Below are 22,825 nucleotides of genomic sequence, written 5' to 3' on the forward strand. Positions count from 1 at the left end.
TTTATGAAAGTTGATTTGCTTCTTGCGCTGAAAGCTCCTGCTTTTTCTTTGCAGCTGCTGCTTTCTTTTTTTTCTTGCTGAGTTTTAATGAAATAGTTCCGTCAATGCAATCCACGGAAACTGTTTCGCCTTCCTCATTTTCATTTTGCAAAAGAAGATTTGCAAGAGGATCTTCAATTTCTTTTTGAAGCAGACGACGCATCGGGCGCGCTCCCATTGAAGGTTCGTAGCCGTGTTCCACAAGATATTCTTTGGCTTTAGTCTTAAGCACAAGTGAAATTGATTTTTCATCAAGACGATCTTCAAGCTCTTTAATTTGAATTTCGAGTATGGACGCAATTTGTTTTTTTGAAAGCGCATCGAAAACTATCACATCGTCAATTCGATTAAGAAGTTCAGGCGACATGATTTTTTTGAGTTCTTCCATTGCGCTGGATTTTATTTCGCTGTATGGAACAATTCCTTCTTTTGCTGTGGAAAATCCCATTTTGCTTTCCGCAGTAATTTCTCTTGCGCCCGCATTGCTGGTCATAATGATAACTGTATTTTTGAAGCTCACGGTATGACCAAGGTTATCTTTTAATTCGCCCTCTTCAAGTAGCTGAAGCAAAAGATTGTAAATGTCGTGGTGAGCTTTTTCAATTTCATCAAGAAGCACAACTGAATACGGGTGTTGCCGAACTTGTTCCGTAAGCAATCCGCCTTCTTCATAGCCGATGTATCCCGGAGGCGCTCCAACAAGTCGAGATGCGTTTTGCTTTTCCATGTAGTCGCTCATGTCTACACGAATCAATGCTTCTTCTGTTCCAAAAAGAAATTTTGCAAGCGACTTTGCAAGCTGAGTTTTTCCAACGCCAGTAGGACCAAGAAAAATAAAAGAACCTACAGGACGTTTATGCGAAGAAATGCCGGCTTTGCTTCTGCGGACTGCGCTACAAATCGAGGCAACGGCTTCGTCCTGTCCCACAACTTCTTCGTGCAGAATTTTTTCCATATTCAAAAGCCGGCCAGATTTTCCTTCATCCAATTTTGAAACATCGATTCCGGAAATCTCACTTATAATCTTGCAGACATCTTCCGCGCAGACACGGCGTTTTTTTGCGGCGTCAGAAGATTTCCATTTGCGGTTTAAATCATCTATTCTTGAGCGCAGCAAATTTATGTGGTCTCTGATATACGCAGCTTTTTCATATTCTTGGGAAGCAACAAGCTCACGTTTCTGCTCATTATATCTTGCATACTCTGATTCAAGCTTATCCAATTCCTCCGGACGAACATCTTCCTGCATTTTTTTCGCAGCTCCGGCTTCATCAAGAATATCAATTGCTTTGTCTGGCAAAAATCGTTCAGAAATATATCGCTTGCTATATTTTACAATAATCGGAATCACATCATCTTCATAAATAACATGGTGAAATTCCTCATAATATTTTTTCAGTCCCAAAAGTATTTCTTGCGTTTCATATTCGGAAGGCTCTTCAACTTTTACAGTCTGAAATCTTCTTGCAAGCGCGGAATCTTTCTCAAAATATTTTCGGTATTCCTTCGTCGTAGTCGCTCCAATCATCTGAAGCTCACCGCGGCTTAGAGCAGGCTTTATCATGTTGCTTGCATCCATTGAACCTTCTGGTCCTCCAGCACCAATTATAGTATGAAGCTCATCAACAAAAAGAATAATATTTTTTGATTCCTTGATTTCTTTCATTACACGCTTAAGCCGCTCTTCAAATTCGCCGCGATATTTTGTTCCGGCAATCATTGCAGCCAAATCAAGCTGAAGAATTTTTTTTCCAAAAAGATTAGCAGGAACATTTCCATTTGCAATGCGCTGTGCAAGAGACTCTGCTATTGCAGTTTTTCCAACGCCCGGCTCTCCAACAAGAACCGGATTATTTTTTGTGCGGCGGCTTAAAATCTGAATTGTGCGTAAAACTTCTTTTTCACGACCAACAACAGGATCTAAGTTTCCGTCCTTTGCATCTTGCGTCAAGTCTCTTGAAAACTGTGCAAGAATTCCAGACTGCTTTTGTTTTCTTTGTACGCTTCCGTCCGCCATAAAAGGAACTGGAGTTTCCTGCGCAAAATTTCCGCCTGAAAAATTTCTTGGATCTTTTACAGCAGAAGAAGGAATTTTCCGCTGAATATCCGCAATCGTTTTTTTCACTTGCTCAATAGAAATCCCTGCGCGCTTTAAATATGCCCACAAAAGGGAACGCTCCTCTGTAGCCGCGGCAAACAAAAGATGCTCGGTTCCAACATAGTTGCATTGCATTGTTTTTGCATCGAATGCCGCTTGATTTAAAAAACGTTCTGTGCGATCAGAATTTGGAATCGTCTTTAATTCAGTATCTGGAAAACGAGAAGGCAAGCTTTGTTCAATCGCAAGCTGAAGAGTAAGAACATTTATTCTAAGCTGCTGAAGCACAACGTATCCAAGTCCTTCCGCAGATTTTAAAAGCGCAAGTATAATATGTTCCGGATCAATCTGCCGGCTTCCTAAAAAATAAGCTTCATCTTGAGCAAGCGCAACCAAAATTCGCTGTGCCCTAGGAGAAAAATTTTCGTACATATAGGAACCTCACTTTTCAATATTTTCAAAAGCTTCCTGCAAAATCAAAGCTCTAAGCCGTTCAATTTTACGCGGACGGTTGTCCTGAATATCTTTTTCAAATTTAAATTTTCCGTTGTCAAGAACATATTCAAGATGCCCTTCCTGAACTCTGTAAAGCAAAGCATGCAAGTCCGAGTCTTCAATTCCACAAAAAACTCCAATATCCTTGCCGAACTTTACTCCGCTTATAATGTCGATAGCTTCTCTAAGCGAAATAAAAAAACTGCTCTTTGCCAAAGCCAACGAACGAAGCGCATAATTTGAAATTTCTGTTATATGCTGGGCCTTGCAAGTTTTTCGTGCCGCTCTTTCTTCCTTTAAAATATTTTGAACAGCACATTGAATCGAAGCAATCTGATCGAACTCGCTTCCGCCCGCTGAACTTTTCGGAACAACAATATAATAGCCGCCCAAAGAAGTTCCTTTTGTTCCAAATCCGCTCAAAGCATTTCCACCGCCAGAACCATAGCAAGCCAGCAAATTAAATCCATCGCCCGAAATATTTTTTACAATTGAATCAATTGAGCCAAGCAATGAGCAGGCAGGCAGATGAAGTTTTACAACAACAGAAAGTCCGCTTCCTGAATTTAAAACTGAATAAGTCAAATACCCAAATTCGTAGCTTGCGGCAAACTGAATTCTTTTTTGAAGCTCGTTGTCAATTTCATAAACTGAATTCGATGCGGCTTCAATTCCAAGTCCTGGAATAAAAGAAGAAATTTTCAAATGATCGTCAGCGTTTACAGTACAAGAAATTTTTCCATCATTGCGAAGAACAAGTCCAGTTTTTTTTCCTTTTGAATCGAAAAGAATTCCGCGCTCATGCATTATTTTGTTTCCAATGCCATCAAGTTTGCAAACAGAAATCGCCTGAAAATCTTCCGCATTCTTTAAAAAATTAAACGCATCAAAAACAATAGATTGAATGCGCTCACTTTCAGAATCATTCAGTTTATCTGGAAAAGGAAAGTTTGCAAGATTTCTTGAAAGAGTCGCTCTGGTTGCAACAACAATATCTTGTTCCAGTCCTGCACAGGCATACCAAGCTCCAGAAACATCTTCTTTTGATTTTTTCATCATCAGCCGATTTCTCCACTAGAAATTTCCGCCGAACCTGAAACTGCACTTTTTTCAAGAGCCTTTAAATAATCTCTGTACATCGCAGCCTTTTCATAATCTTCCTTTTGAATAGCAATATTCAGTTTGTTCTGAAGAACAACTCTGTCATTTAAAACAGAACGCACAGAAGAAAGACGAGCCGGCATTGAGCCTTTAAATATTTCCTTTATTCCATTAGTTTCAAGAAAATGCCTTACATCATTTTTAAAAATCGCATAGCATTCCGGGCAACCAGTTTTTCCATTCCGGATTATTTCTTTCAATGAAGTTCCGCAAACAGGACAAAGTTTGTTTTCGCGCTCTGAAATTTTCTTTGAAACATTGGCAAGTTCTCTAAAAAGATTTCCGATTGAAGACTCTATGCTTTTTGGATCTGGAGAAATTCCGCGTTCCATTGCGCATTCGAGGCATATATTTATTTTCCGGCGCGAACCATCAGTTGTGGTTTGTTCCATAAAAATTACAGCTTCACGTTCGTGGCAAAAATCGCAAATCATACTTTTCCTCGTTTTTCAAATAGTGAGTGTACCATAAATTACATTTTACGCAAAGTATCAATAGGTTTCTCTTTTCCGGCTTTAACTGAAGGAATCAAAGAAACCAAAGCGGAAAGAAGAAGCGTGCATAAAACAACCGCGACAATTTCTTTTACAGGAATTTCTATTGGAATGTCTTGAAGATAATATGCCGGATCAAGCAAATGAAATTTTGCAATTTCATGCGAATCTCCAAAAGAAAATGCAAGCGAAAATTTTTCAAAAAAGTTTACACAAGATTCAATTGCGCTGATAATTCCATTTATGTTTACGGAAATTAAAAGTCCAATCGGAACACCAATCAAAATTCCTGCAAGGCCAATTGAAGCTCCTGTTAAAACAAATGAAAGAGCAATTCCATTTGGAGACGCGCCAACGCATTTTAAAAGCGCAATTTCTTTTTTGCGTTCCATTACAACTATCAAAACAGAAGAGCTTACACTTATGCTTGCGACAATCACAATCATAACCATAATTACAACTAGCAAAGCTTTTGTTGAAGCAAAGTTTTCAAGTTCAGACGCATTGACTTCTTTCCATGTTTCAACTCTGGAATCGGCAAACCCTTCATCTTGAAATGTAAAAGTTTGGACTCGCTCTGCAATAAAAGAAAGTTCTTCGGAAAAAGAATTTTCAGTTTCAATTCCAACAACAAATTCGCAAGATGATTTTGCAAGAGAATTAAAAGCCGCTTCAATTGGAATAAAAACCCAAAGCGAATCAAGTTCCTGATAACCGCTTGAAATTATTCCGCCGACTTTAAACTGCGCGACTTTTGGAACAAATCTTTTTCCTGCTGTATTCATGCTTATGATTTTTATATTGTCTCCAACATGAACTCCAAGCTGCTCGGAAATTTTTTCTCCAATAACAGCAGTTCTAAAATCAGGCAAATCAAGTCTTCCTTCAACAACTTTAAAAAGCAAAGAAAAATTTTTATCAGCAAAAAAAGTATCTTGTGGAATTCCTCTTACAAATGCACCGGATCTATAATTTTCTCCAGCAGCAAGAGCCATTCCTCGCACTTCCGGGAAAACTTTTTCCACGCCTTGAATATCCGCAAGCTTTTTTGATGCCAAAATAAAATTTTCGTATGAAGTCAAATACATTGAATTTTTATAAACTGAAACTGAAATGTCCCGTGAAAAAAGATTTATCATCCGGCTTGTCATTCCCTGAACCATTCCGTTTGTAACAACAAGCAGAACAACCATCGGAACAAGACTTATTCCAATGCAGGCAATGGCTCCGGTAAGACTTCTCTTTCCAATTCCAGAATCAGAACTTTGAGATTTTGAAAAAAATATTTTTTTTGCATACATCAAGCATGAACTAAAAGTCATATTTCAAGCTCCTGAAGCTGCCCGTTTTCTATAGAATATTTTATCTGTCCTTTTGAAGCAAGATTCATATCATGTGTAACAAGTATCAAAGTTTTTCCATATTTTTCCGAAAGTGAAAAAAGAAGATTGCCAACAGCCTCGGCATTTGCAGGATCAAGATTTCCTGTAGGCTCATCAGCCAAAATCAGTTCGGGATTATTCACAAGACTTCTTGCAACAGAAACTCTTTGCCGCTCTCCACCAGAAAGTTCAGAAGGCAAATGCGACATTCTTTCTTTTAAACCAACAGCACACAAAAGTTCTTCCGCTTTTTCCATTGCATGTTTTTTAGAAACGCCTGCCATAAATGCCGGAAGAAAAACGTTTTCCAACGCAGTAAAATCTTTTAAAAGATAATGAAACTGAAATATCATTCCAAGAAATTCGCGCCTGAATTTTACAAGCTGCTTTTCTGGCATTGAACTTACATTCATTCCGCCAACACAAACAGTTCCGCCGGTAGCCTTGTCCAACCCGCCGATTATATTCAGTAAAGTTGATTTTCCGCTTCCGCTTTTTCCAACAATCACACAAGTCTGTCCTTGCTTCAATTCCATGTTCAGTTTTTTTAAAATCGCAAGTTCCTCACTTGAAGTCTTATAAGTTTTTTCCAAATCTTTTATTGACAAAATAATATTCTGATTATTCATCGCGCAAAACCTCCGTTACAGTCATTCGCAAAATATTTCGGCTAGCAAGCCATGTTGCCGCAACCGATGAAAAAACTCCGAACAGAAAAATAAAAATAACTTCATGCAAAAAAATTCTCGTAGGAATTCTTGCGTAAATTGCAAACATTGGATTTTCCGAAACAAATTTTTCATATCCCGAATTAAAAATCATCGTAAAAAAATATTCGATTCCAAATTGAATTTTAGAAACCAAATTGAAAACTGTTTTCATATTCAACGAAATAAAAACACCAAGCAAAAGTCCTGTCACACCGCCCAAAATTCCCGTGAATATTCCCTGAACAACAAAAATGCTCTGCACATTTTTTTCAGAAGCTCCAAGCGCAGAAAGAACTGCAATTTCATTTTTACGTTCCAAGACAAGTTTCTTCATTGAATTAAAAATATTTATTGCGGCAACAACAAAAATCAAAAGCACAATAACAAACAGCGTATTTTTTTCCATGCGAAGAACTCCAAAGTAGCTTCGGTTGTATTCACGCCAGCCTACTGCTTTAGACTGCGGAAAAACATTTTTGAATTCTTTTATAAATGAAGAATCTTTTTGAGCTGAAGTTAATTTTATTCCATATTTTTCTTCCGCAGAATTTCCGAGAATCTTTTTTCCAGAATCAAAATTTATAAATGCAAACGAAGAATTTATTTCCGCATAGCCGCAATGAAAAATTCCTTTCACAACAAACTGCCGGTTTGTAGAAAGCAAACTCGTATCGCTTGAACCGCTAAGAGCCGCAATGTTCACTCTGCTTCCAATCCTAAGATTCAAATTGTACGCCAAAGTGCTACCCACAACAATTGAGTCCGCGCTAGACAAATTAAATTTTCCTGCAACAATTTTCAACTTGTCTTTAAATCCAAAATCAACTTCCATAATATTTTCTGGAACTGCACGGACAATTGAAGCACATTGCTTTTCTGAATTTCCAACCATAAGACCTTGCGCTTCATAAAATGGAAGCGCACAAATAACTTTTTTATTTTTATTGCACCAGTTTTCAAATAAATCACTTTGAATTTTAGATACCTGAACATGGTATGATGAAATTTCCATTATAGAATCTATAAATCCCATTTGAAACCCATTCATAACGCTCATTATAACAATCAAAGCCATCACTCCAAGCGCAATTCCCAATGCGGCTAAATATGAAGCAGCCGCAGTTCGACCTTTGCTATTTATTCTACTTATGCGACGGGCAACAAAGCATATCCACTTAAAATCTGATTTCAATTTAATCCTCATTAATTTTTTTAATTCACTTTTTCACCATTTATAAATTTTGTTTCCATAAATTTTCCATCGGGAAAATATACAGTTTCAACAAAATCATCGTCATTTTCATAGTTTATAGAAAATCTTAAATTTCCGTTTTCATAAAATTCAAAATCCGCATTTTCACTTTTGCCTGTATAACTATAAACATTTTTTTTTCTATAAATTTCTTTACCTTCTTTTTTTTTATCATAGAAAATTTCTTCATCAGACAAAATTCGGTTTTGCTTGTCATAAGAAAAGAAATTTTTTTTCACCAAAGTTTTTATTTCTGGCAAAGGATTTTCCTCTGTTGACTCTGGATTTTGAATATAACAATATTCCACAACATAAAGCGGAAGAAAATCCTTGCTGTATCGAATTTCATAGTTTTTTTTATTTTTTAAATCTTCTTTAGTTGAAAAAATATATTCGCCTGAATATTTCCAGTTTTCCTTTAAAATAATTTTTGAATCTGCAACAGTATTTTTATTTTCCCAGACAATTTTTTCAACAGGCTTATAATCTGCATTATATTTTACCATTGAAAACTGCTCTTCATTTACCGAAGTGCAGGAAAAATTTTCAAGTTCATTTGAAACACTTAAAAGTTCTTTGTCGAATTTAAAAAACACAAGTTTGCCAAAAGAATTTTTCAAATAAAATTCAGAATGATTTTTTTTCGGCTCCTCATAAAGTCCAAAATCAATTTCATCTGAATTTAAAAACTTTTCCAACGTCGTTTTCAATTCTTCAGTTTTTTCAAGGGTAATATTTCCTTTCATTGCATTGGAAATCAAAAACTGTTTTTCATTTATAACGGGAAACAAAAGATACAAAAAAAACAAAGCCTCAAAAAAAGACATCACTCTGTTCCAACAAAATCATCTAAATATTTTTTAGGATCAAAAGATTTTATATTCTCGTATTTTTCTCCAGTGCAGACAAACAGAACCGGAATATTTAAATCTTTTCCAATTGAAACAAGCGCGCCGCCTTTTGCAGTCGAATCATATTTTGTAAGAACAACAGCGTCAATTCCAACCGCATCATTAAAAACTTCTGCCTGCCTAACAGCGTTTTGTCCTGTTGTCGCGTCAATTACAAGAATTTTTTTGTAGCATCCTTCATCAGCTTTTGAAGCGCAGATTCTATCAATTTTTTTCAGCTCATTCACAAGATTTTCTTTGTTATGAAGACGACCAGCAGTGTCCGCAATTACAAGCCCACCATTGTTCGCCTTGCAAGCATCCGCCGCATCAAAAACAACTGCGCTTGGATCGCTTCCCATCTGATGCTTTACAACACGAAGCTTAAGTTTTTCCCCGTGCATGGAAAGCTGGTCAACCGCCGCCGCGCGAAAAGTGTCAGCCGCCGCCATAATCACATTGACATTTTTTTCGGAATACAATTTTGCCATTTTTGCAACTGTCGTAGTTTTTCCAACACCATTCACGCCAAGAACCATAAAAATATTTACTTTTCCATTTGAAGGTTCAATCGAAACTGGCTTTAAAAATTTCATCAGAATATTTTTCAACTCAACAGTAATTTCTTCTGGAGAAAATTTCTTTTCTTTTTTACAAAACGATTCAAGGTTATCAACAATTTCAACTGCGTTTTTTGCGCCCAAATCTCCTTCAATCAAAGCGTCAGTCAAATCTTCAAAAAAATCCTCAGAGAAATTTTTCTTTCCGCCAAGAAGATTTTTTAATTTTTCTGAAAATGAAATCTTCGCCATATTTTTAACTCCTAAAAAATTTACTCTTCTTGAATTTCAGTCCAAGCCGAATTTGAAATTTCAGATGAAGAAATTTCTTTTGCATTTGAAGGAAGCAAAGAATTTGCAGCGATAAGATAACGTGCAAGTTCAAAGCCAAAAAATCCAAGACACGCAAAAGTTATTCCGCTGGAAATAGTTCCGTAGCGTCTCCATTTTAAAACTTCGTCATAATCTTTTAAAGAACCACGATTGTAAGCATTTGTAACTGAATTATTTTTTCCAACTGAATACAAAGTAAACGGCACAGAAAGAACCAAAGCCGTATAGGCTCTATAGGCGGCAATTCTCCGCTTGTCAATATATTCCGAATGATTTACAGTTTTTCCTTTTACAGAAAGCCGGGCTTGATTTTTTTGCAAAATTTCAGGCACATAAAAAAAGAACAAGGCATTTTCATCTTGCGCGGATTTGAATTGTCCGATGACAGGAGTTCCATCAAAAGAAATTTCCGCAGAAAAATTTTCATCTGAAATTTCAGAAAGCAAATTGCTTCCAGAATATAGAAATCCATTTTCCAGATTTCTTTTCAATTCAATAGAGCCGGAAACTTCCGACTTGAGTTTCATGTTTCCCTGAAGCTTAAAAATTTTAGAGCCTTCAAAATCATAATTTATCGAACGCGGAATATATCCTTTTGCCTCAATTGTTATGGAATGATTTCCAGACGGAACAGAAATTTTTTCCGGCGGATTTTTATAAATATTTCCATCAACGGAAACTATCGCATTTTTAAAAACTTCCGGAGGCTGAATTTCAAAACAGATTTCAACAGGAAAACTGTTTACAATAATCGGAACAAAATAATTCGCGGCATTTTCCGCAACGGAAATATAACTCTTTAATGAACCAATTTCTGTAACCTGCCCAAGAATTTTTTTTCCCGGAAAATTATAAAGTGCGCAGGAAATAGAAAAATATTCGCCATAAACAATAATACTCCCGCTTATGAGTCCGTTTATTTTTGCAGCGACAACTTCATTTTCAAACTTGCGGCTCTCAATTCCAGAATCAAGAGCTTCCTTAGAAGGAGAAAAAAGTTCATAAGCGTTTTCTTTATAGAAAGAAACATTTTCATTTTGAGGCTTTGGAAGAACTGGAGATTTTTTTTTCACAAAAAGATTTTTAAATGGATTGAAAGGAAGCGGACTAAAACTTGTTTCTGTTTTTTCCTCTTGAGAAGAATTTGCATTTTTAAATTCTTCATAAAGCAGATGAGTTTTTTCCAAGTTCTCGTCAATCTGATTTTTTATTTCGTCAATTTTTTTTTCTTGGGCTGAAATTTTTTTTTGAATTCTTTTCTTGCTTCCAGACAAAAGAAAAATTGCATCACGCGTTTTTATTTCTTTTGAAAGCTGAAGAAACAAAGACTGGCGTTCAACAAGCAAATTATTCAAAGACCTGTCCAGCATTTCCTGCGGAGTTGTGTTGCGCGAAAGTCCTTCAGAAATTTTTTCCATTATAAGCTGCGGCATTATGGAAGACAAATCTTGCTCTGCGGAATTCAAATTCTTCCCGCTGTCAAAATCAAATTTTTGAGCAGCAAGAATCCAAGGCTCACAAAAAATATTCTCCGTCAGAAATAACAAAAGAGAAAAAATAAAAAAAAATCTTTTATATTTCCGAAAGAGAAAATTCATCTCTACAAATCATCTCCATCGTCATCTGATGAAGAAGGAAGATCTTTCCATTTTGCTGAAAGGAATTCATCCAAGAATCCGTCGATATCTCCATCCATTACGCCCTGAATATTTCCAACTGAATATTTTGTGCGGTGGTCTTTTACCATTGTGTAAGGCTGGAAAACATAAGAACGAATCTGGCTTCCAAAAGAAATGTCCTTTTTTTCACCTGCGAATTTTGAATTTTCCTTTTCGCGTTCTTCCTTGTAATATTCGTAAAGCCTTGACTTTAAAATGCTCATTGCAGATGCGCGGTTCATAAGCTGGCTACGCTCACTGTCGCAGGCAACAACAATTCCGGTTGGAATATGAGTAAAGCGGACTGCGGATTCAGTTTTGTTTACGTGCTGGCCGCCTTTTCCGCCAGAACGATAAGTGTCCACGCGCAAATCTTTTGGGTCGATATTAACTTCGATGCTGTCATCAAGAACTGGGAAAACATAAACAGAAGCAAACGAAGTGTGCCGCCTTGCATTTGCATCAAACGGACTTATGCGAACCAAGCGGTGAACTCCAGCCTCGCCCTTTGTATATCCATAAACATAAGGTCCTGAAATTTTCATGTTGATTGACTTGAGTCCGCCTTCAGCTTCTTCCTGCGAAAGAACTTCAACTTTATATCCATGACGTTCTGCCCATCTTTGGTACATACGGCTAAGCATAAAAGTCCAATCGCAAGCCTCGGTTCCGCCAGCGCCAGCATGAACAGAAAGAAAGCAGTCGTTCTTGTCAACTTCATCGCTAAGAAGATTTAAAATGCTTTGATGCTCATAATCGGCTTTTGCTTTTTCGTACTGCTCTTTTAATTCTGACTCAATGCTCTTGTCATTTTCTTCAAGTCCAAGTTCATACAAAGCCTCAAGATCATCAACACGCTGAACCAAATCCTGCCACGGCTCAATCCTGCCCTTTAAAAGCTTAATGTCATTCATTATTTTTGTAGCCTTGGCATTGTCGTCCCAAAATCCGGGAGCAGTTGTAAGAGCTTCTTTTTCAGCTATTTTTTTATTGATGTCATCAACGTCAAAGACGCCCCCAAACAGCCGAAACATCTGCCTTCAGCTGTGCGATAGGCTCCTGAAAATCCTCAATCATAATTATCCTCAATTTTTTAATTCTTAGGTCGCGAAGTTCCGTTAAAGCAGCATTTGCGCCATTTTTTCTGTTTCATTTCTGTAATAACAAAAAGTCCGTTCAAGGGAAACTGATAAATTCTGATTTTATCATAGTAGTCAGTAACCCTGTCCAAGTCTTTTTTCAAGGCGGAAAGCTCGGTTTCGTTCAGCTTTAAACTTTCCCAGCAAGAACGCTGAATTTTCTGAAATCCATATCTGGAAAGAATATCCACCATCATCTTGCCGCTATCAAGCCCGCCCGGCTCTATAATCACAGAAATAAACATATATATAATAGAATAAATCAAACGCTAGACATTGTCAAACCGCACCAAATGCAAGATCAGGGCAAACGCATTATAAATGTATTCAGCATAAAACTGGCTCCTAGTCACGGTTTCCTGATTCAAAATCGCGCAATAATGCGCTACACGCTGATTGTTGCAAAATAACTATAGAATTGCCCGCTCACGTGGTCGCAACAATCAGAGTGTTTTTGCTTCAGGAACCGTTCCTTCGCGCAAACTTTACTTAAATTGTTTATAATGCGTTTGCCCTGAATGCAAGATACACTTGAAAATCAGCGGAATTTAGTCCAAAATACAAATATGGAAATTTCAAATTCATTTAGAAAATTTTTTTCATCGGCACTTTTAATTTTTTCATCCTCAATTTTATTTGCGCAAAGCAAACGACCGGTTGTTACAGGAATCAACGCAATTCAGGCCGAAAACGGAAAAATTTCAATAAGCTGGATTCTGCCAAAAAACGATTCAGATTCAATTTCTTCATTTATAATCTACAGAAACAAAAAGCCTTTCACAAGCTACGATCAAATTGAATTCAGTCAGCCTTTGGTAACCATAGAAAAAATTACGGACTCCTACACGGACTCGCCAAGGGACACAAGTGAATATTTTTATGCCGTAATCACAATGATTTCAGAAAACGACAAAACTCAAGGCAACAGTGAAATTTATTATGACGAGCAGCTCGACGGAAAAAAATCGCTTAAAACTGAAACTCCAGTCCGGCTTGTGCTTCCGGGAGTAAACGCGACAACCGAAGGAATCAAAGCTTCCGCTGCAATTTATCTTGGACAGCCTTCAATCAAAAAAACTCCTCAAGCAAAAAAAGAATACGAAGACAAAATGCGCGAAATGCCTTTGCCGCTTGTAGACGTTCTTGGGGAAACTTCAAAGCCTGAGGAAACTAAAATCAGCAAAAGTTCACGCAAAAAAATTCAGCCGCTTTTAAAATCAAAAAAAGAACAGACAAAAGTTTTGCCGGTTTATATTTTTGACGAAGACTTGATAAGTCCTGCTGGCGGAGATGAATATCTTTTATTTGAAATCTTACGCACTTCATTTATAAAGAAAAAATATTCGGATTCAATTGACGCGCTGAAAAAATTCCTTGCACAAAACAGAAGCAAGCAAGTTACAGACAGAGCGAATTTTTATCTTGGCGAATCTTACTATTATACTGGAAATTTTCCGTCTGCGCTCACATACTTTCTTTCACTTGAAGAAACATATCCAGAGCTAAGCCGAAAATGGACAGAAAGCACGCTAGATAATTTTTCCGTTGAAACAGAATAAAATGTTTTATGATTTTATGGGCAAACTGAAATCAATCGTCGAAGACAACATTCGAACATTAAGATGGGAAAACAAACATATATGGTAATCCGCGTTGGCAGTGTGCCGATTTTCTTTTATATGCAAGTAATGTCCTGTATTCTTTTTTCGTCTTAAAGTCGTCCGATTTTGTCACGATACCTCTATGACCAAAACACTTTGCAGAAGGCCAGTACATGGACACAAATTTTACAGTCACAGCAATTTATTCTGATTGTCAGTCTGCGCCCTGATAACTAAAAGTACGTTTGAATTGTTTTTATTAAACTGATTGAATCAAATTATAAAAATGATTTTGCTAAAGCCAGAGAACTGAACCTCTTGCATTCAAAAGTTAAACGCAGGATTCAGAATCCGAAATTTCCCTCACATAAACTTCCGGCTTTTTGGAAGCGTGAATTTTTCCGCAGCGATTCCCTCGATTTTCAGAAGAGCGATTTTGTTTTTGATTCCGCCGCCGTAACCTGTGAGGCTTCCGTCCGAACCGAGAACCCGGTGGCACGGAACGACAATGCAGAGCGGATTCCAGCCGACAGCTCCGCCCACAGCCTGCGCGCTCATTTTCTCAAGACCTTTTTTTGCGGCAATGTTTTTTGCAATCTCGCCGTAAGTCGTTGTCGCGCCGAACGGAATTTTCAGCATCTCGTCAACAACCAGTTTTCTGAAAGGCGTAAGATTTTCGATTCTGAATTCCGGCGTAAAGTCAGGATTCCGCCCTGAAAAATAAACGTCAAGCCAGCGGCAGGTTTCCGAAATCACAGGAAATGAATCAATGGAATCCGCGGAAATTTTCTTTACCCCGCCGCCTGAATTTTCCGCGTGCTTCTTCTCGTCAAACGGATATTCAAACCAAAGCCCGGTAAGAAATTTGCCGTCGCTTTCAATAAAAATTTTTCCGAGCGGAGAAGCGTATTCAAAAATGCATTTCATCTATTCAATCTCAACAAATCCGCCGCGCCAGTCCTTCACGATGTCCTGATGCGACAAAGCGTAAGAAAGGATTTTCCCGCCAAGCCCGGATTTCACGAGCGACTGTACTTCTGAAAACGGAAGCCTGTTCACCGCCGGGCAGGTCGTAGTCAGCGCGACAAAAATTTTTCCGCCGGAAGATTTTCTAACCACACGCAGCGGCCATATTTTGCAGTCGAACGGTTTTTCCTCCGCAGAAAGAACGCAGCCTTTTTCCGAGTCCAAAAACGGACAGGCAGCCTCCTCGTCAGGACTGTCAGTTCTGTAGCCGCCTGAAAGGTCAACGGTGAACGAATTTTTTCCTACAGGGCGGAAATGCGCAGACGGAAATTTTTTCTCTAGACGCTCCTTTGTCTCAAGGTCAAAAAGCGGAGTTTCCCACAGACTCTGGCGGCGGAACGAGCAGCAGAAACGGCATGACGCGCAGTCAGATTTTTTTAAGATTTTTGAAAGCATGGTCACTCCTCCGCTTCACCGTAAAATTTGTCCAGAATGATGTCGGGCTTGTACGAAAGTTTTGCCTTGCGAAGTCCCTCGACTCCCATGTCCTCCTCGCGGTTCAGGTACAGAAAATTTTTTGACTCCTTGGCAAAAAGATTGTTCACCACGGAATACGCTCCGTCCGCCGCATAACCGGAAAGAGCCTTCTCAAAATGAATGTCCAGAACCTGAGGCGAAACCGGACTTGCAAGCGTCATCGCGGCGGGTTTCCTGTCAACGTAAAGAACTCCGCCGCGGATATTAAGTGCGGAATGGAATTCAACAGCCGAGGCTATGCCCTGTTTTTCAAGCACAAGCGCATGGTCGGAATTTCCGCCTGAAGAATTTCTCTCCTCCAGCCACTTTTCTTCTATATAGATGATATCGCCGGCAATGTCGTTCTGGGGGAAAGTCTTGAATTCCCAGCGGTTCTCGTAAAGCCGCATGAAGCGCGCGATGTGATTTTTTTTCTTGTGGAATTTCTGCCCCGGAAGTTCCGCAAGGTTTTTCGCAAGGTAAATGTAGTCGCTGTCGTTGCGGCCGGAATTCCAGCTGATTTTAATTCGCGGAAAATTTTCTGAAAGGCAGGAATCAATCTCGTTCTTCTGGTCGCGCGTGCAGAGGCAGAATCTGAGCGGCGTTTTTTCCGCGGAACATTTTTCGACAAGAAAGGAAAGCGCGTCCTTCAGTGTGGAATTTTCAGAAACCGCAAGAGGAAATCCGAAGCCGTTCCTGCTGCCGTTCCCATTGTAACGCCGGAACAGAAACCCGTCCCTGACCAAAAGTTCGATTCCGTATTTGTCCTGAAGAAGAAAAATACTTGCAGGCGCGCTGTCGCTTCCCAAAAGTTTTTCCGCGCGGATATTCTGTCCAAGCCACTCAAAGTCAGAAAGATTCATGCAATAAAAATAATCATAAAGACCGAAGTTTGCAACAGATTTTTGTATAGTGGAAAAGTCTTAGAAAAAATCATAAAAAACAGCCATGCAAAATTATGCAAAGCTGTTTAATTGAAAGCTAAATTCCGCGCGCTACCATGAGAGTCTGTATGAAACTCCAGGCTCAACTCCATGCGCAGTCGGGATTACGCCGATGTTCATGCTCAAATTGACGCTGTTGTTCTTGTGATAGAAGAAAGGACGCACGAATCCGTAAGCAAGCGATACAATTCCCAATCCTAATGCAAAATCCCACTCTGCTTCATCTTCAGCAGTAAGACCAAGATAACAAACCATTAATTTGCTTCCTGTCAAAAAAATTCCGTCACCCCAGTGTCCATTCCTATACGAGCCTAATCCCAACAAGATATTCTGAAATCCGATTCCAAGCCTTTCGCCTGCCGTGTAGTCGTTAGCCGCATTGATTTTTTTCATTTAAAACATCATTATGTTTCAACTATGTTCAAACCAGAAATTCTTAACACATTAAAAAAGTATTCGCCAAAAACATTTCTAAATGATCTTACAGCTGGAATTATCGTCGGCATTGTTGCGCTTCCATTGGCAATAGCTTTTGCAATCGCATCTGGAGTAGAGCCGGAGCGCGGACTTTTCACAGCAATCATAGCAGGATTTTTTATTTCACTTTTGGGCGGAAGCCGAGTTCAGATTGGAGGACCGACAGGAGCCTTCGCTGTAATAGTTTATGGCGTTGTTGCAAAGTACGGATATTCAGGACTCGCAGCTGCAACTGTAATGGCTGGAATTCTTTTGATTATGCTCGGCGCATTTAAAATGGGCGGACTTGTAAAATTTATTCCGTACACAATCGTAACAGGATTCACTGCAGGAATCGCCGTAACAATCGCAACAGGACAAATCGGAGATTTTCTTGGACTTTCAATTTCAGTTTTTCCGGAAGGATTTTCAAAAATGCCGGGAAACTTCGTTGGCAAAATTGAAACTTACGCAATGAACATAACTCACATAAATTACTACTCGCTGATTATGGCTTCAGTTTGTCTTGTGCTGATTTTTATCTGGCCGCACTTCTGCAAAAAAATTCCAGGAAGCTTGATTGTAATTATACTCGCAACGGCAGCAAACATCCTTCTAAAGAAATACACCGGACTTGAAACTGACACAATCGGATCGCGCTACGGAAGCATACCATCAACATTGCCTTCGCCTTTACTTCCGCAGTTCAGCGTGGAAACAATCACTGCTCTTTTTCCGACTTCAATTTCCATTGCAGTTCTGGCGGCGATTGAAAGCCTTTTGAGCGCAGTTGTCGCTGACGGAATGACAGGCACAAAACACGATTCTGACACAGAACTTATCGCGCAAGGAATTGCAAACATAGCATCTCCAATTTTCGGCGGAATTCCTGCAACCGGAGCAATAGCGCGAACTGCCACAAATATAAAGAACGGCGGAAAAACTCCTGTGGCAGGAATAATTCATGCAATCACGCTTCTTCTTATAATGCTGATTCTTGGAAAATATGCGGTTTACATTCCGATGGCGGCTCTTTCCGCAGTGTTGATAAATGTTTCCTGGAACATGGCAGGTTTCCCGGCGGTCAAGGCTTTGCTAAAAGGACAAAAGTCTGACATCTTTGTTTTGGCGGCGACTTTCCTTATCACGATTTTTATCGACTTGACAGTTGCAATCGAATTTGGTCTTGGATTCGCGGCATTCTTCTTCATAAAAAAAATGATAGATGTTTCAGAAGTTCAAAACAAGCGTGATTCCATTGCGGGCGGAATTTCAGGGAATGAATTTTTGGAGGAAAACATCGAAATTCCAGAAAGCGCAGTTGTTTATGAAATTGATGGTCCTCTTTTTTTCGGAACTGTAAGAAAATTTGAATTCGCAATAGAACGCGCAGGAGCAAATGCAAAAGTTCTTATACTCAGAATGCAAAACATGATTTACATTGATGCCGGCGGAATCCGTGCGCTTGAACAGGCAAAGGCAGCTTGCGATAAAAACGGAATCACAATTGTAATATCAGGAATTCATACGCAGCCTTACATTCTTTTCAGCAAAATGGGAATGATTGAAAAACTCGGAAAAGAAAATATTTGCGCAGACATAAAAGAAGCGTTAAGCAGAACAAATCAGCTTCTTGTAAATTAAAAATTCCGGCTGTCCTATTTTTTAGGGCAGCTATTTTCTTTCAAAGTATATCAATTATTTTTTTTTAATTGTATACTAACCGCATGATTGAAGAAAAAGAAACTGATACAGAAATTCAAAAAGCCGGACCAAAGACCGCGCTTGTTTCCATCGTGGGCCGCCCTTCAGCAGGAAAGTCAACATTTTTAAATACAGCAAGCGGAGAAAAAATCAGCATAGTTTCCCCAGTTCCGCAGACAACAAGAAACGCAATCCGCGGAATAATAAACACATCTCTTGGACAGCTGGTTTTTATTGACACGCCGGGGCTTCATCTAAGCGAAAAAAAACTGAACTTAAAACTTTCAAACATTGCACAGGAAAATATAAAAGAAAGCGACGCAATTCTTTACATCATCGATTCAACTCGTCCGCACAACGAGGAAGAGGAAATGATTGCTTCACTTTTGATTCCGCATAAAGACAAAGTTGTAATTGCAATCAATAAAACTGAAGATTCAAAATCCAATGCGCTAAATTCCAGAAGTTTCATTCAAAAAACTTTCCCTGATTTTCCAAGCGAACGGATTATTGAAATCAGCGCGAAAGAAGACAAAAATATAAATGAAGTTTTAAAAGCGCTTTTCAGTCTTGCAAAAGAAGAGCCGCATCTTTATCCAGAAGAATTTTACACGGATCAAGAAGTTGATTTTAGAATTGCAGAAATTATCCGCGGACAGGCAATCAACAGGCTTGAGCAGGAACTTCCGCACGCAATCTATGTTGAAATCAGCGACCTTAAAATGCAAACACCGAAACTTTTAAAAGTCCTTGCCTACATTTATGTTGAGCGCGAAAGTCAAAAAGGAATCGTAATTGGAAAAGGCGCATCAATGATAAAAACAATCAGAGTTGAATCAATTAAAGAATGCAGAAAAATTTTTCCATACAAAGTTGACATTGACCTGCGCGTAAAAGTTGACAAGAACTGGCGGCAGAAAGATAAAGTACTAAACAAAATTATAAAGTAGTTTTTTCATGCGGAATTTTTGTTTATTGAAGAATTTAAACAAAAGCATTAAAATAGTTGCATTCTAAAAATTCACCTTGAGCGACTTTTTAAATTTTTATTAAGGAAAAAAATATGAAACTTACCTGCGGCATAGTTGGACTTCCAAATGTAGGAAAGTCAACAATTTTCAGCGCGCTAACAAAAGCTCCTGCAGAAGCTGCTAATTATCCATTCTGCACAATTGATCCAAACATCGGAATTGTTGATTTACCAGATGAAAGACTTGACTTCATGGCGAGCGTTTTTCAGCCAAAGAAAAAAATTCCTGCGACAGTTGATTTTGTTGATATTGCAGGCTTGATAAAAGGCGCCTCAAGCGGTGAAGGTCTTGGAAATAAATTTCTTGCAAACATCCGGGAAACAGCAGTCATTGCCCATGTTGTCCGATGCTTTGACAACCCGGACATTCAGCACGTTCGCGATGACGCAAAAACAGAAGCTCCAGTAGATCCGGAAAGCGACATTCTTACAATTGATTTTGAACTTGCGCAGGCTGACTTGGACACAATCGCAAAGCGTGCAGAAAAAATTACAAAGCAAATCCGTGCGCTCGGAAAAGATGAGGAAAAACGTCTCGCTCCATATTTCAGCGCAGTCGAAAAAATCAAGCCGCTTCTTACAGATGGAAAATGCGCCCGCATGGCAGACTTGACTGATGAAGAAAAAAATGCAGTCTACGATCTTCACTTGCTCACAATAAAGCCGCAAGTTTTTATCTGCAATATAGACGAAGATACAATTCCAGCAGGAACAAACAAATATGTTGAAACCGTCCAGAAAATTGCAAAGGAACAAAAATCAGAAGCAATTGTTATCTGCGGAAAGTTTGAAGCTGATCTTGCAGAAATTGATGACGAAAACGATCGCAAGGAATTTATGGAAAGCGCAGGATTAAAAGAGTCCGGACTTTCAGTTCTTGCAAAACATGTTTATCATCTCATGGGACTTAGGACATTTTTTACAGGCGGATCTGATGAATGCCGCGCTTGGACAATTCACGAAGGAGACAAAGCTCCACAGGCGGCCGGCGTAATTCACACAGACTTTGAAAAAGGATTTATCAAAGCTGAAGCTTACACTGTCAATGACTTGAAGCAATATGGTTCAGAAGCAAAAATAAAAGAAGCTGGAAAATACCGACAAGAAGGAAAAGATTATGTCGTTCAAGACGGCGATGTTCTTTTCTTTAAATTCAATGTATAAACAAATCTTGCACTGCTATAAAAACAGCAGTGCTTTTTTTTTCGCAAATTAAAAATCACATTCACAGTTAAATTCCATGACTTTTCCAGTAGAAGGATGTGTGAATTTTATATAGCAAGAATGAAGCATAAGCCGTTCACCCGGTTCACAATGCCCATATAAGGTATCGCCAATTATCGGAACTCCAAAACCATGAGAGTCGGCGCTTGCAAGACGAAGCTGATGAGTTCGCCCAGTATGCGGAATAAACAAAACTCGTGTAACATTTTTTTTATTTTCCAAAGGACTTAAATATTTTTCCACATCAAGTATTTTCCATTCAGTAATAGCTTTTTTTCCATATACAGAATCCCAAATCTGATGCGGACGATTTTCAATATCAAGCCTAAAATAAAGTTCCATAGTTCCACTTTGCGGAATTCCTTTTTTTGCAAGAATTCCATCAAGCAAGGCGACGTATTTTTTTTGAACAAGACCTTCTTCAAATTGCCGGCATAAATTTCTATGAGCGTCTTTTGTAAAAGCAAGAATCATAAGCCCAGAAGTTTCCATGTCCAGCCTATGCACGGAAGGCTGCTCAATACATTCAGGAAAAAGTTTTTTTAAACGGTTTACAATGCAATCTTGCTTTTCAGGTCCTCGGCCAGGTACGCTTAAAAGTCCGCTTTGCTTGTTCACAACAATTAAATCGTTATCACGGTACAAAATTTTCAAGCCAAGAATTTCAGGAAGAATCAAGCCGCACCGTTCATCGCAAGGAGAATATTTGCAGTCTGAGATTTTGTTTTCAGTTGATTTTCCATAAAAAACTTCGCACATGCTAAGCGGAGTTAAATTATTTTTAAATGCAAAATTCAAAAGTTTTGGAGCACAGCAATCACCTGTCCCTGTAGGCGGAAGGCGGTTTTTGCAAATTTGTTTTAGCGGACGATTTTTCCCATCAAAGCAATAAAAACTGTAAAGTTCATGCACTTTTTCCAAAGATTCAGAAGTAAAAGCAGAACGGCGAAACTGCAAATCTTGAACTTCTTCTTTTCGACAAGCTTTTAATTTTTCTGTAAGTAGATGAATTTCCTTGTCATTTTTTTGAAGAGCTGACATAATTTTTTTGCTAGAAACAATCGGTTCAACAAAAATCGCATCTTGGAATTTTCCTTCTATCTTTCTTGAGATTCCAGAAACTGTAAAAAAAATTTTATTTTCCTGCGCAGAATTTTTTGCAACAAGAACTCCAATCATAATTCCATTCGCAAAACGTTCTGCGCTTATTTTTTCCGTCGTATAAACAAGAGAAAGTTTCTTTTCTTCCAAAAGCGAAATTATTTCTTTGCAATATTTAAATGCCAGCGCTTCATCAAAAGGAGGAAACATTTTTTAATTATACAGAAAAAATCTGTTTAACTAAATATGGAATCGCCTTTTCAAATTTTACGCCGTACCAATGATCCTTATCATCAAGAGTTGCCTTTATAGATTCAACAACATAATTTGCGGCAATTTTTGCAGAACAAAACAAATCTTTTCCATTGCAAAGCGCACCTGTAAATGCCGACGCAAAGACATCGCCAGTTCCGTGCATTTGAACAGGAAGTCGTTCTGTAAAATAATATTCAACTGACTTTCCATTGCAAACCGCAACACCAAGTTTTTCTTTTTCAAAACTTACACCGGTAAGCACAACATTTTTTGTGCCAAGATTTATAAGTCCGTTGCAAATATTTTCAATATAATCTTCGCCGTAATTTTCGCTTTGATATTCGATTCCTAAAAGAAATGAAGCTTCTGTAATATTCGGAAGAACAACATCAGCACCATTGCAAAGTTCAGACATCTTTTTGGGGAAGTCGGGAGCAAAGCCAGCGTACATTTTTCCATTATCAGCCATTACAGGATCCACAACAACAATCGCGTCATTGCGAGAAGTTTCCTTTATAATTTTTTTTATAATAGGAATTTGGGCTTCCGAAACATATCCTGTATAAAATGCGCTGAAAGTAATATTTTCTTTTTTCCACTGATTTAAAATATTTTCCATGTCTCCTGTCAAATCGTTGAATGTCCATGCTTTAAATGCAGTATGATTTGAAAGAACTGAACTTGGAAGAACCGCAGTTTCAATTCCGCAGGCCGAAATAACAGGAAGCGCAACAGTAAGCGAACACTGTCCAACGCATGAAATATCCTGAATTGTAAGAAGACGTTTGTCCATAAAACACCTCATTTTATAAAATTT

Annotated in this window: 21 protein-coding genes; 4 read left to right on the plus strand and 17 right to left on the minus strand. The window is 38.5% G+C overall.

Going from position 1 to position 22,825, the window contains the following annotated elements:
- Nucleotide 1 precedes the first annotated feature (1 nt).
- From TRESU_RS10765 to cas2, 11 genes are all read right to left on the minus strand, one after another.
- Nucleotides 2-2,569, minus strand: a complete 2,568-nt coding sequence (locus TRESU_RS10765; protein WP_013702239.1) for an ATP-dependent Clp protease ATP-binding subunit — start codon at nt 2,567-2,569, stop codon at nt 2-4.
- Nucleotides 2,570-2,578: 9 nt separating this feature from the next.
- On the minus strand, nt 2,579-3,691 hold the full coding sequence (locus TRESU_RS10770; protein ID WP_013702240.1) for an ATP--guanido phosphotransferase: 1,113 nt from the start codon (nt 3,689-3,691) through the stop codon (nt 2,579-2,581).
- Nucleotides 3,691-4,227 carry a UvrB/UvrC motif-containing protein gene (locus TRESU_RS10775; RefSeq protein ID WP_013702241.1) on the minus strand — a complete coding sequence of 179 codons (537 nt, stop codon included), beginning with the start codon at nt 4,225-4,227 and terminating at the stop codon, nt 3,691-3,693. Before TRESU_RS10775 ends, TRESU_RS10770 begins: the two co-directional genes overlap by 1 nt.
- A gap of 38 nt (nt 4,228-4,265) precedes the next feature.
- A complete protein-coding gene (locus tag TRESU_RS10780) occupies nt 4,266-5,609 on the minus strand; it encodes an ABC transporter permease (RefSeq protein WP_013702242.1) in 1,344 nt (447 codons plus the stop codon).
- Complete coding sequence (locus tag TRESU_RS10785; protein ID WP_013702243.1) at nt 5,606-6,298, minus strand: ABC transporter ATP-binding protein; 693 nt, start codon at nt 6,296-6,298, stop codon at nt 5,606-5,608. Before TRESU_RS10785 ends, TRESU_RS10780 begins: the two co-directional genes overlap by 4 nt.
- Nucleotides 6,291-7,571, minus strand: a complete 1,281-nt coding sequence (locus TRESU_RS10790) for an ABC transporter permease (protein WP_013702244.1) — start codon at nt 7,569-7,571, stop codon at nt 6,291-6,293. Before TRESU_RS10790 ends, TRESU_RS10785 begins: the two co-directional genes overlap by 8 nt.
- Nucleotides 7,572-7,591: 20 nt before the next feature.
- On the minus strand, nt 7,592-8,458 hold the full coding sequence (locus TRESU_RS10795) for a hypothetical protein (protein ID WP_013702245.1): 867 nt from the start codon (nt 8,456-8,458) through the stop codon (nt 7,592-7,594).
- A complete protein-coding gene (ftsY, locus tag TRESU_RS10800) occupies nt 8,458-9,333 on the minus strand; it encodes a signal recognition particle-docking protein FtsY (RefSeq protein ID WP_013702246.1) in 876 nt (291 codons plus the stop codon). The genes TRESU_RS10795 and ftsY overlap by 1 nt, the downstream gene beginning before the upstream one ends.
- Nucleotides 9,334-9,353: 20 nt before the next feature.
- Nucleotides 9,354-10,961: a peptidase associated/transthyretin-like domain-containing protein gene (locus TRESU_RS10805; RefSeq protein WP_169309764.1), complete on the minus strand. Its 1,608-nt coding sequence runs from the start codon at nt 10,959-10,961 to the stop codon at nt 9,354-9,356.
- 53 nt (nt 10,962-11,014) lie between these two features.
- Nucleotides 11,015-12,149 (minus strand): peptide chain release factor 2 gene (gene prfB / locus TRESU_RS10810; protein ID WP_169309765.1). Its coding sequence is split into 2 segments (ribosomal slippage): nt 11,015-12,079 and nt 12,081-12,149, totalling 1,134 coding nucleotides; the frame shifts between segments, so codons are not numbered across the junction.
- Between the two features lie 16 nt (nt 12,150-12,165).
- Nucleotides 12,166-12,456: a CRISPR-associated endonuclease Cas2 gene (gene cas2 / locus TRESU_RS10815; RefSeq protein WP_013702249.1), complete on the minus strand. Its 291-nt coding sequence runs from the start codon at nt 12,454-12,456 to the stop codon at nt 12,166-12,168.
- A gap of 273 nt (nt 12,457-12,729) precedes the next feature.
- Here cas2 and TRESU_RS10820 point away from each other — a divergent pair, with 273 nt between their 5' ends.
- A complete protein-coding gene (locus TRESU_RS10820; RefSeq protein ID WP_013702250.1) occupies nt 12,730-13,770 on the plus strand; it encodes a tol-pal system YbgF family protein in 1,041 nt (346 codons plus the stop codon).
- Between the two features lie 405 nt (nt 13,771-14,175).
- On the opposite strand, the gene TRESU_RS10825 is transcribed toward TRESU_RS10820, so the two are convergent.
- From TRESU_RS10825 to TRESU_RS10840, 4 genes are all read right to left on the minus strand, one after another.
- The gene (locus tag TRESU_RS10825; protein WP_013702251.1) at nt 14,176-14,739 is read right to left on the minus strand and encodes a methylated-DNA--[protein]-cysteine S-methyltransferase; all 564 of its coding nucleotides are present in this window, start codon (nt 14,737-14,739) and stop codon (nt 14,176-14,178) included.
- Nucleotides 14,740-15,234, minus strand: a complete 495-nt coding sequence (locus TRESU_RS10830) for a hypothetical protein (RefSeq protein ID WP_013702252.1) — start codon at nt 15,232-15,234, stop codon at nt 14,740-14,742.
- 2 nt (nt 15,235-15,236) lie between these two features.
- Nucleotides 15,237-16,157, minus strand: coding sequence for a DUF2156 domain-containing protein (locus tag TRESU_RS10835; RefSeq protein ID WP_013702253.1), 921 nt, complete (start codon nt 16,155-16,157; stop codon nt 15,237-15,239).
- A 132-nt stretch (nt 16,158-16,289) separates the two neighbouring features.
- A complete protein-coding gene (locus TRESU_RS10840) occupies nt 16,290-16,631 on the minus strand; it encodes a hypothetical protein (RefSeq protein WP_013702254.1) in 342 nt (113 codons plus the stop codon).
- Between the two features lie 24 nt (nt 16,632-16,655).
- Here TRESU_RS10840 and TRESU_RS10845 point away from each other — a divergent pair, with 24 nt between their 5' ends.
- From TRESU_RS10845 to ychF, 3 genes are all read left to right on the plus strand, one after another.
- Complete coding sequence (locus TRESU_RS10845) at nt 16,656-18,338, plus strand: SulP family inorganic anion transporter (RefSeq protein WP_013702255.1); 1,683 nt, start codon at nt 16,656-16,658, stop codon at nt 18,336-18,338.
- 83 nt (nt 18,339-18,421) lie between these two features.
- Nucleotides 18,422-19,348, plus strand: a complete 927-nt coding sequence (era, locus tag TRESU_RS10850) for a GTPase Era (RefSeq protein WP_013702256.1) — start codon at nt 18,422-18,424, stop codon at nt 19,346-19,348.
- A gap of 113 nt (nt 19,349-19,461) precedes the next feature.
- Complete coding sequence (ychF, locus tag TRESU_RS10855) at nt 19,462-20,592, plus strand: redox-regulated ATPase YchF (RefSeq protein WP_013702257.1); 1,131 nt, start codon at nt 19,462-19,464, stop codon at nt 20,590-20,592.
- 48 nt (nt 20,593-20,640) lie between these two features.
- Here ychF and TRESU_RS10860 read toward each other — a convergent pair whose 3' ends face one another.
- The gene (locus TRESU_RS10860; protein WP_013702258.1) at nt 20,641-21,963 is read right to left on the minus strand and encodes an RluA family pseudouridine synthase; all 1,323 of its coding nucleotides are present in this window, start codon (nt 21,961-21,963) and stop codon (nt 20,641-20,643) included.
- A gap of 7 nt (nt 21,964-21,970) precedes the next feature.
- A complete protein-coding gene (locus tag TRESU_RS10865) occupies nt 21,971-22,801 on the minus strand; it encodes a pyridoxamine kinase (RefSeq protein ID WP_013702259.1) in 831 nt (276 codons plus the stop codon).
- Nucleotides 22,802-22,825: the final 24 nt, after the last annotated feature.

Source organism: Treponema succinifaciens DSM 2489 (genome assembly GCF_000195275.1).
Lineage (GTDB): Bacteria > Spirochaetota > Spirochaetia > Treponematales > Treponemataceae > Treponema_D > Treponema_D succinifaciens.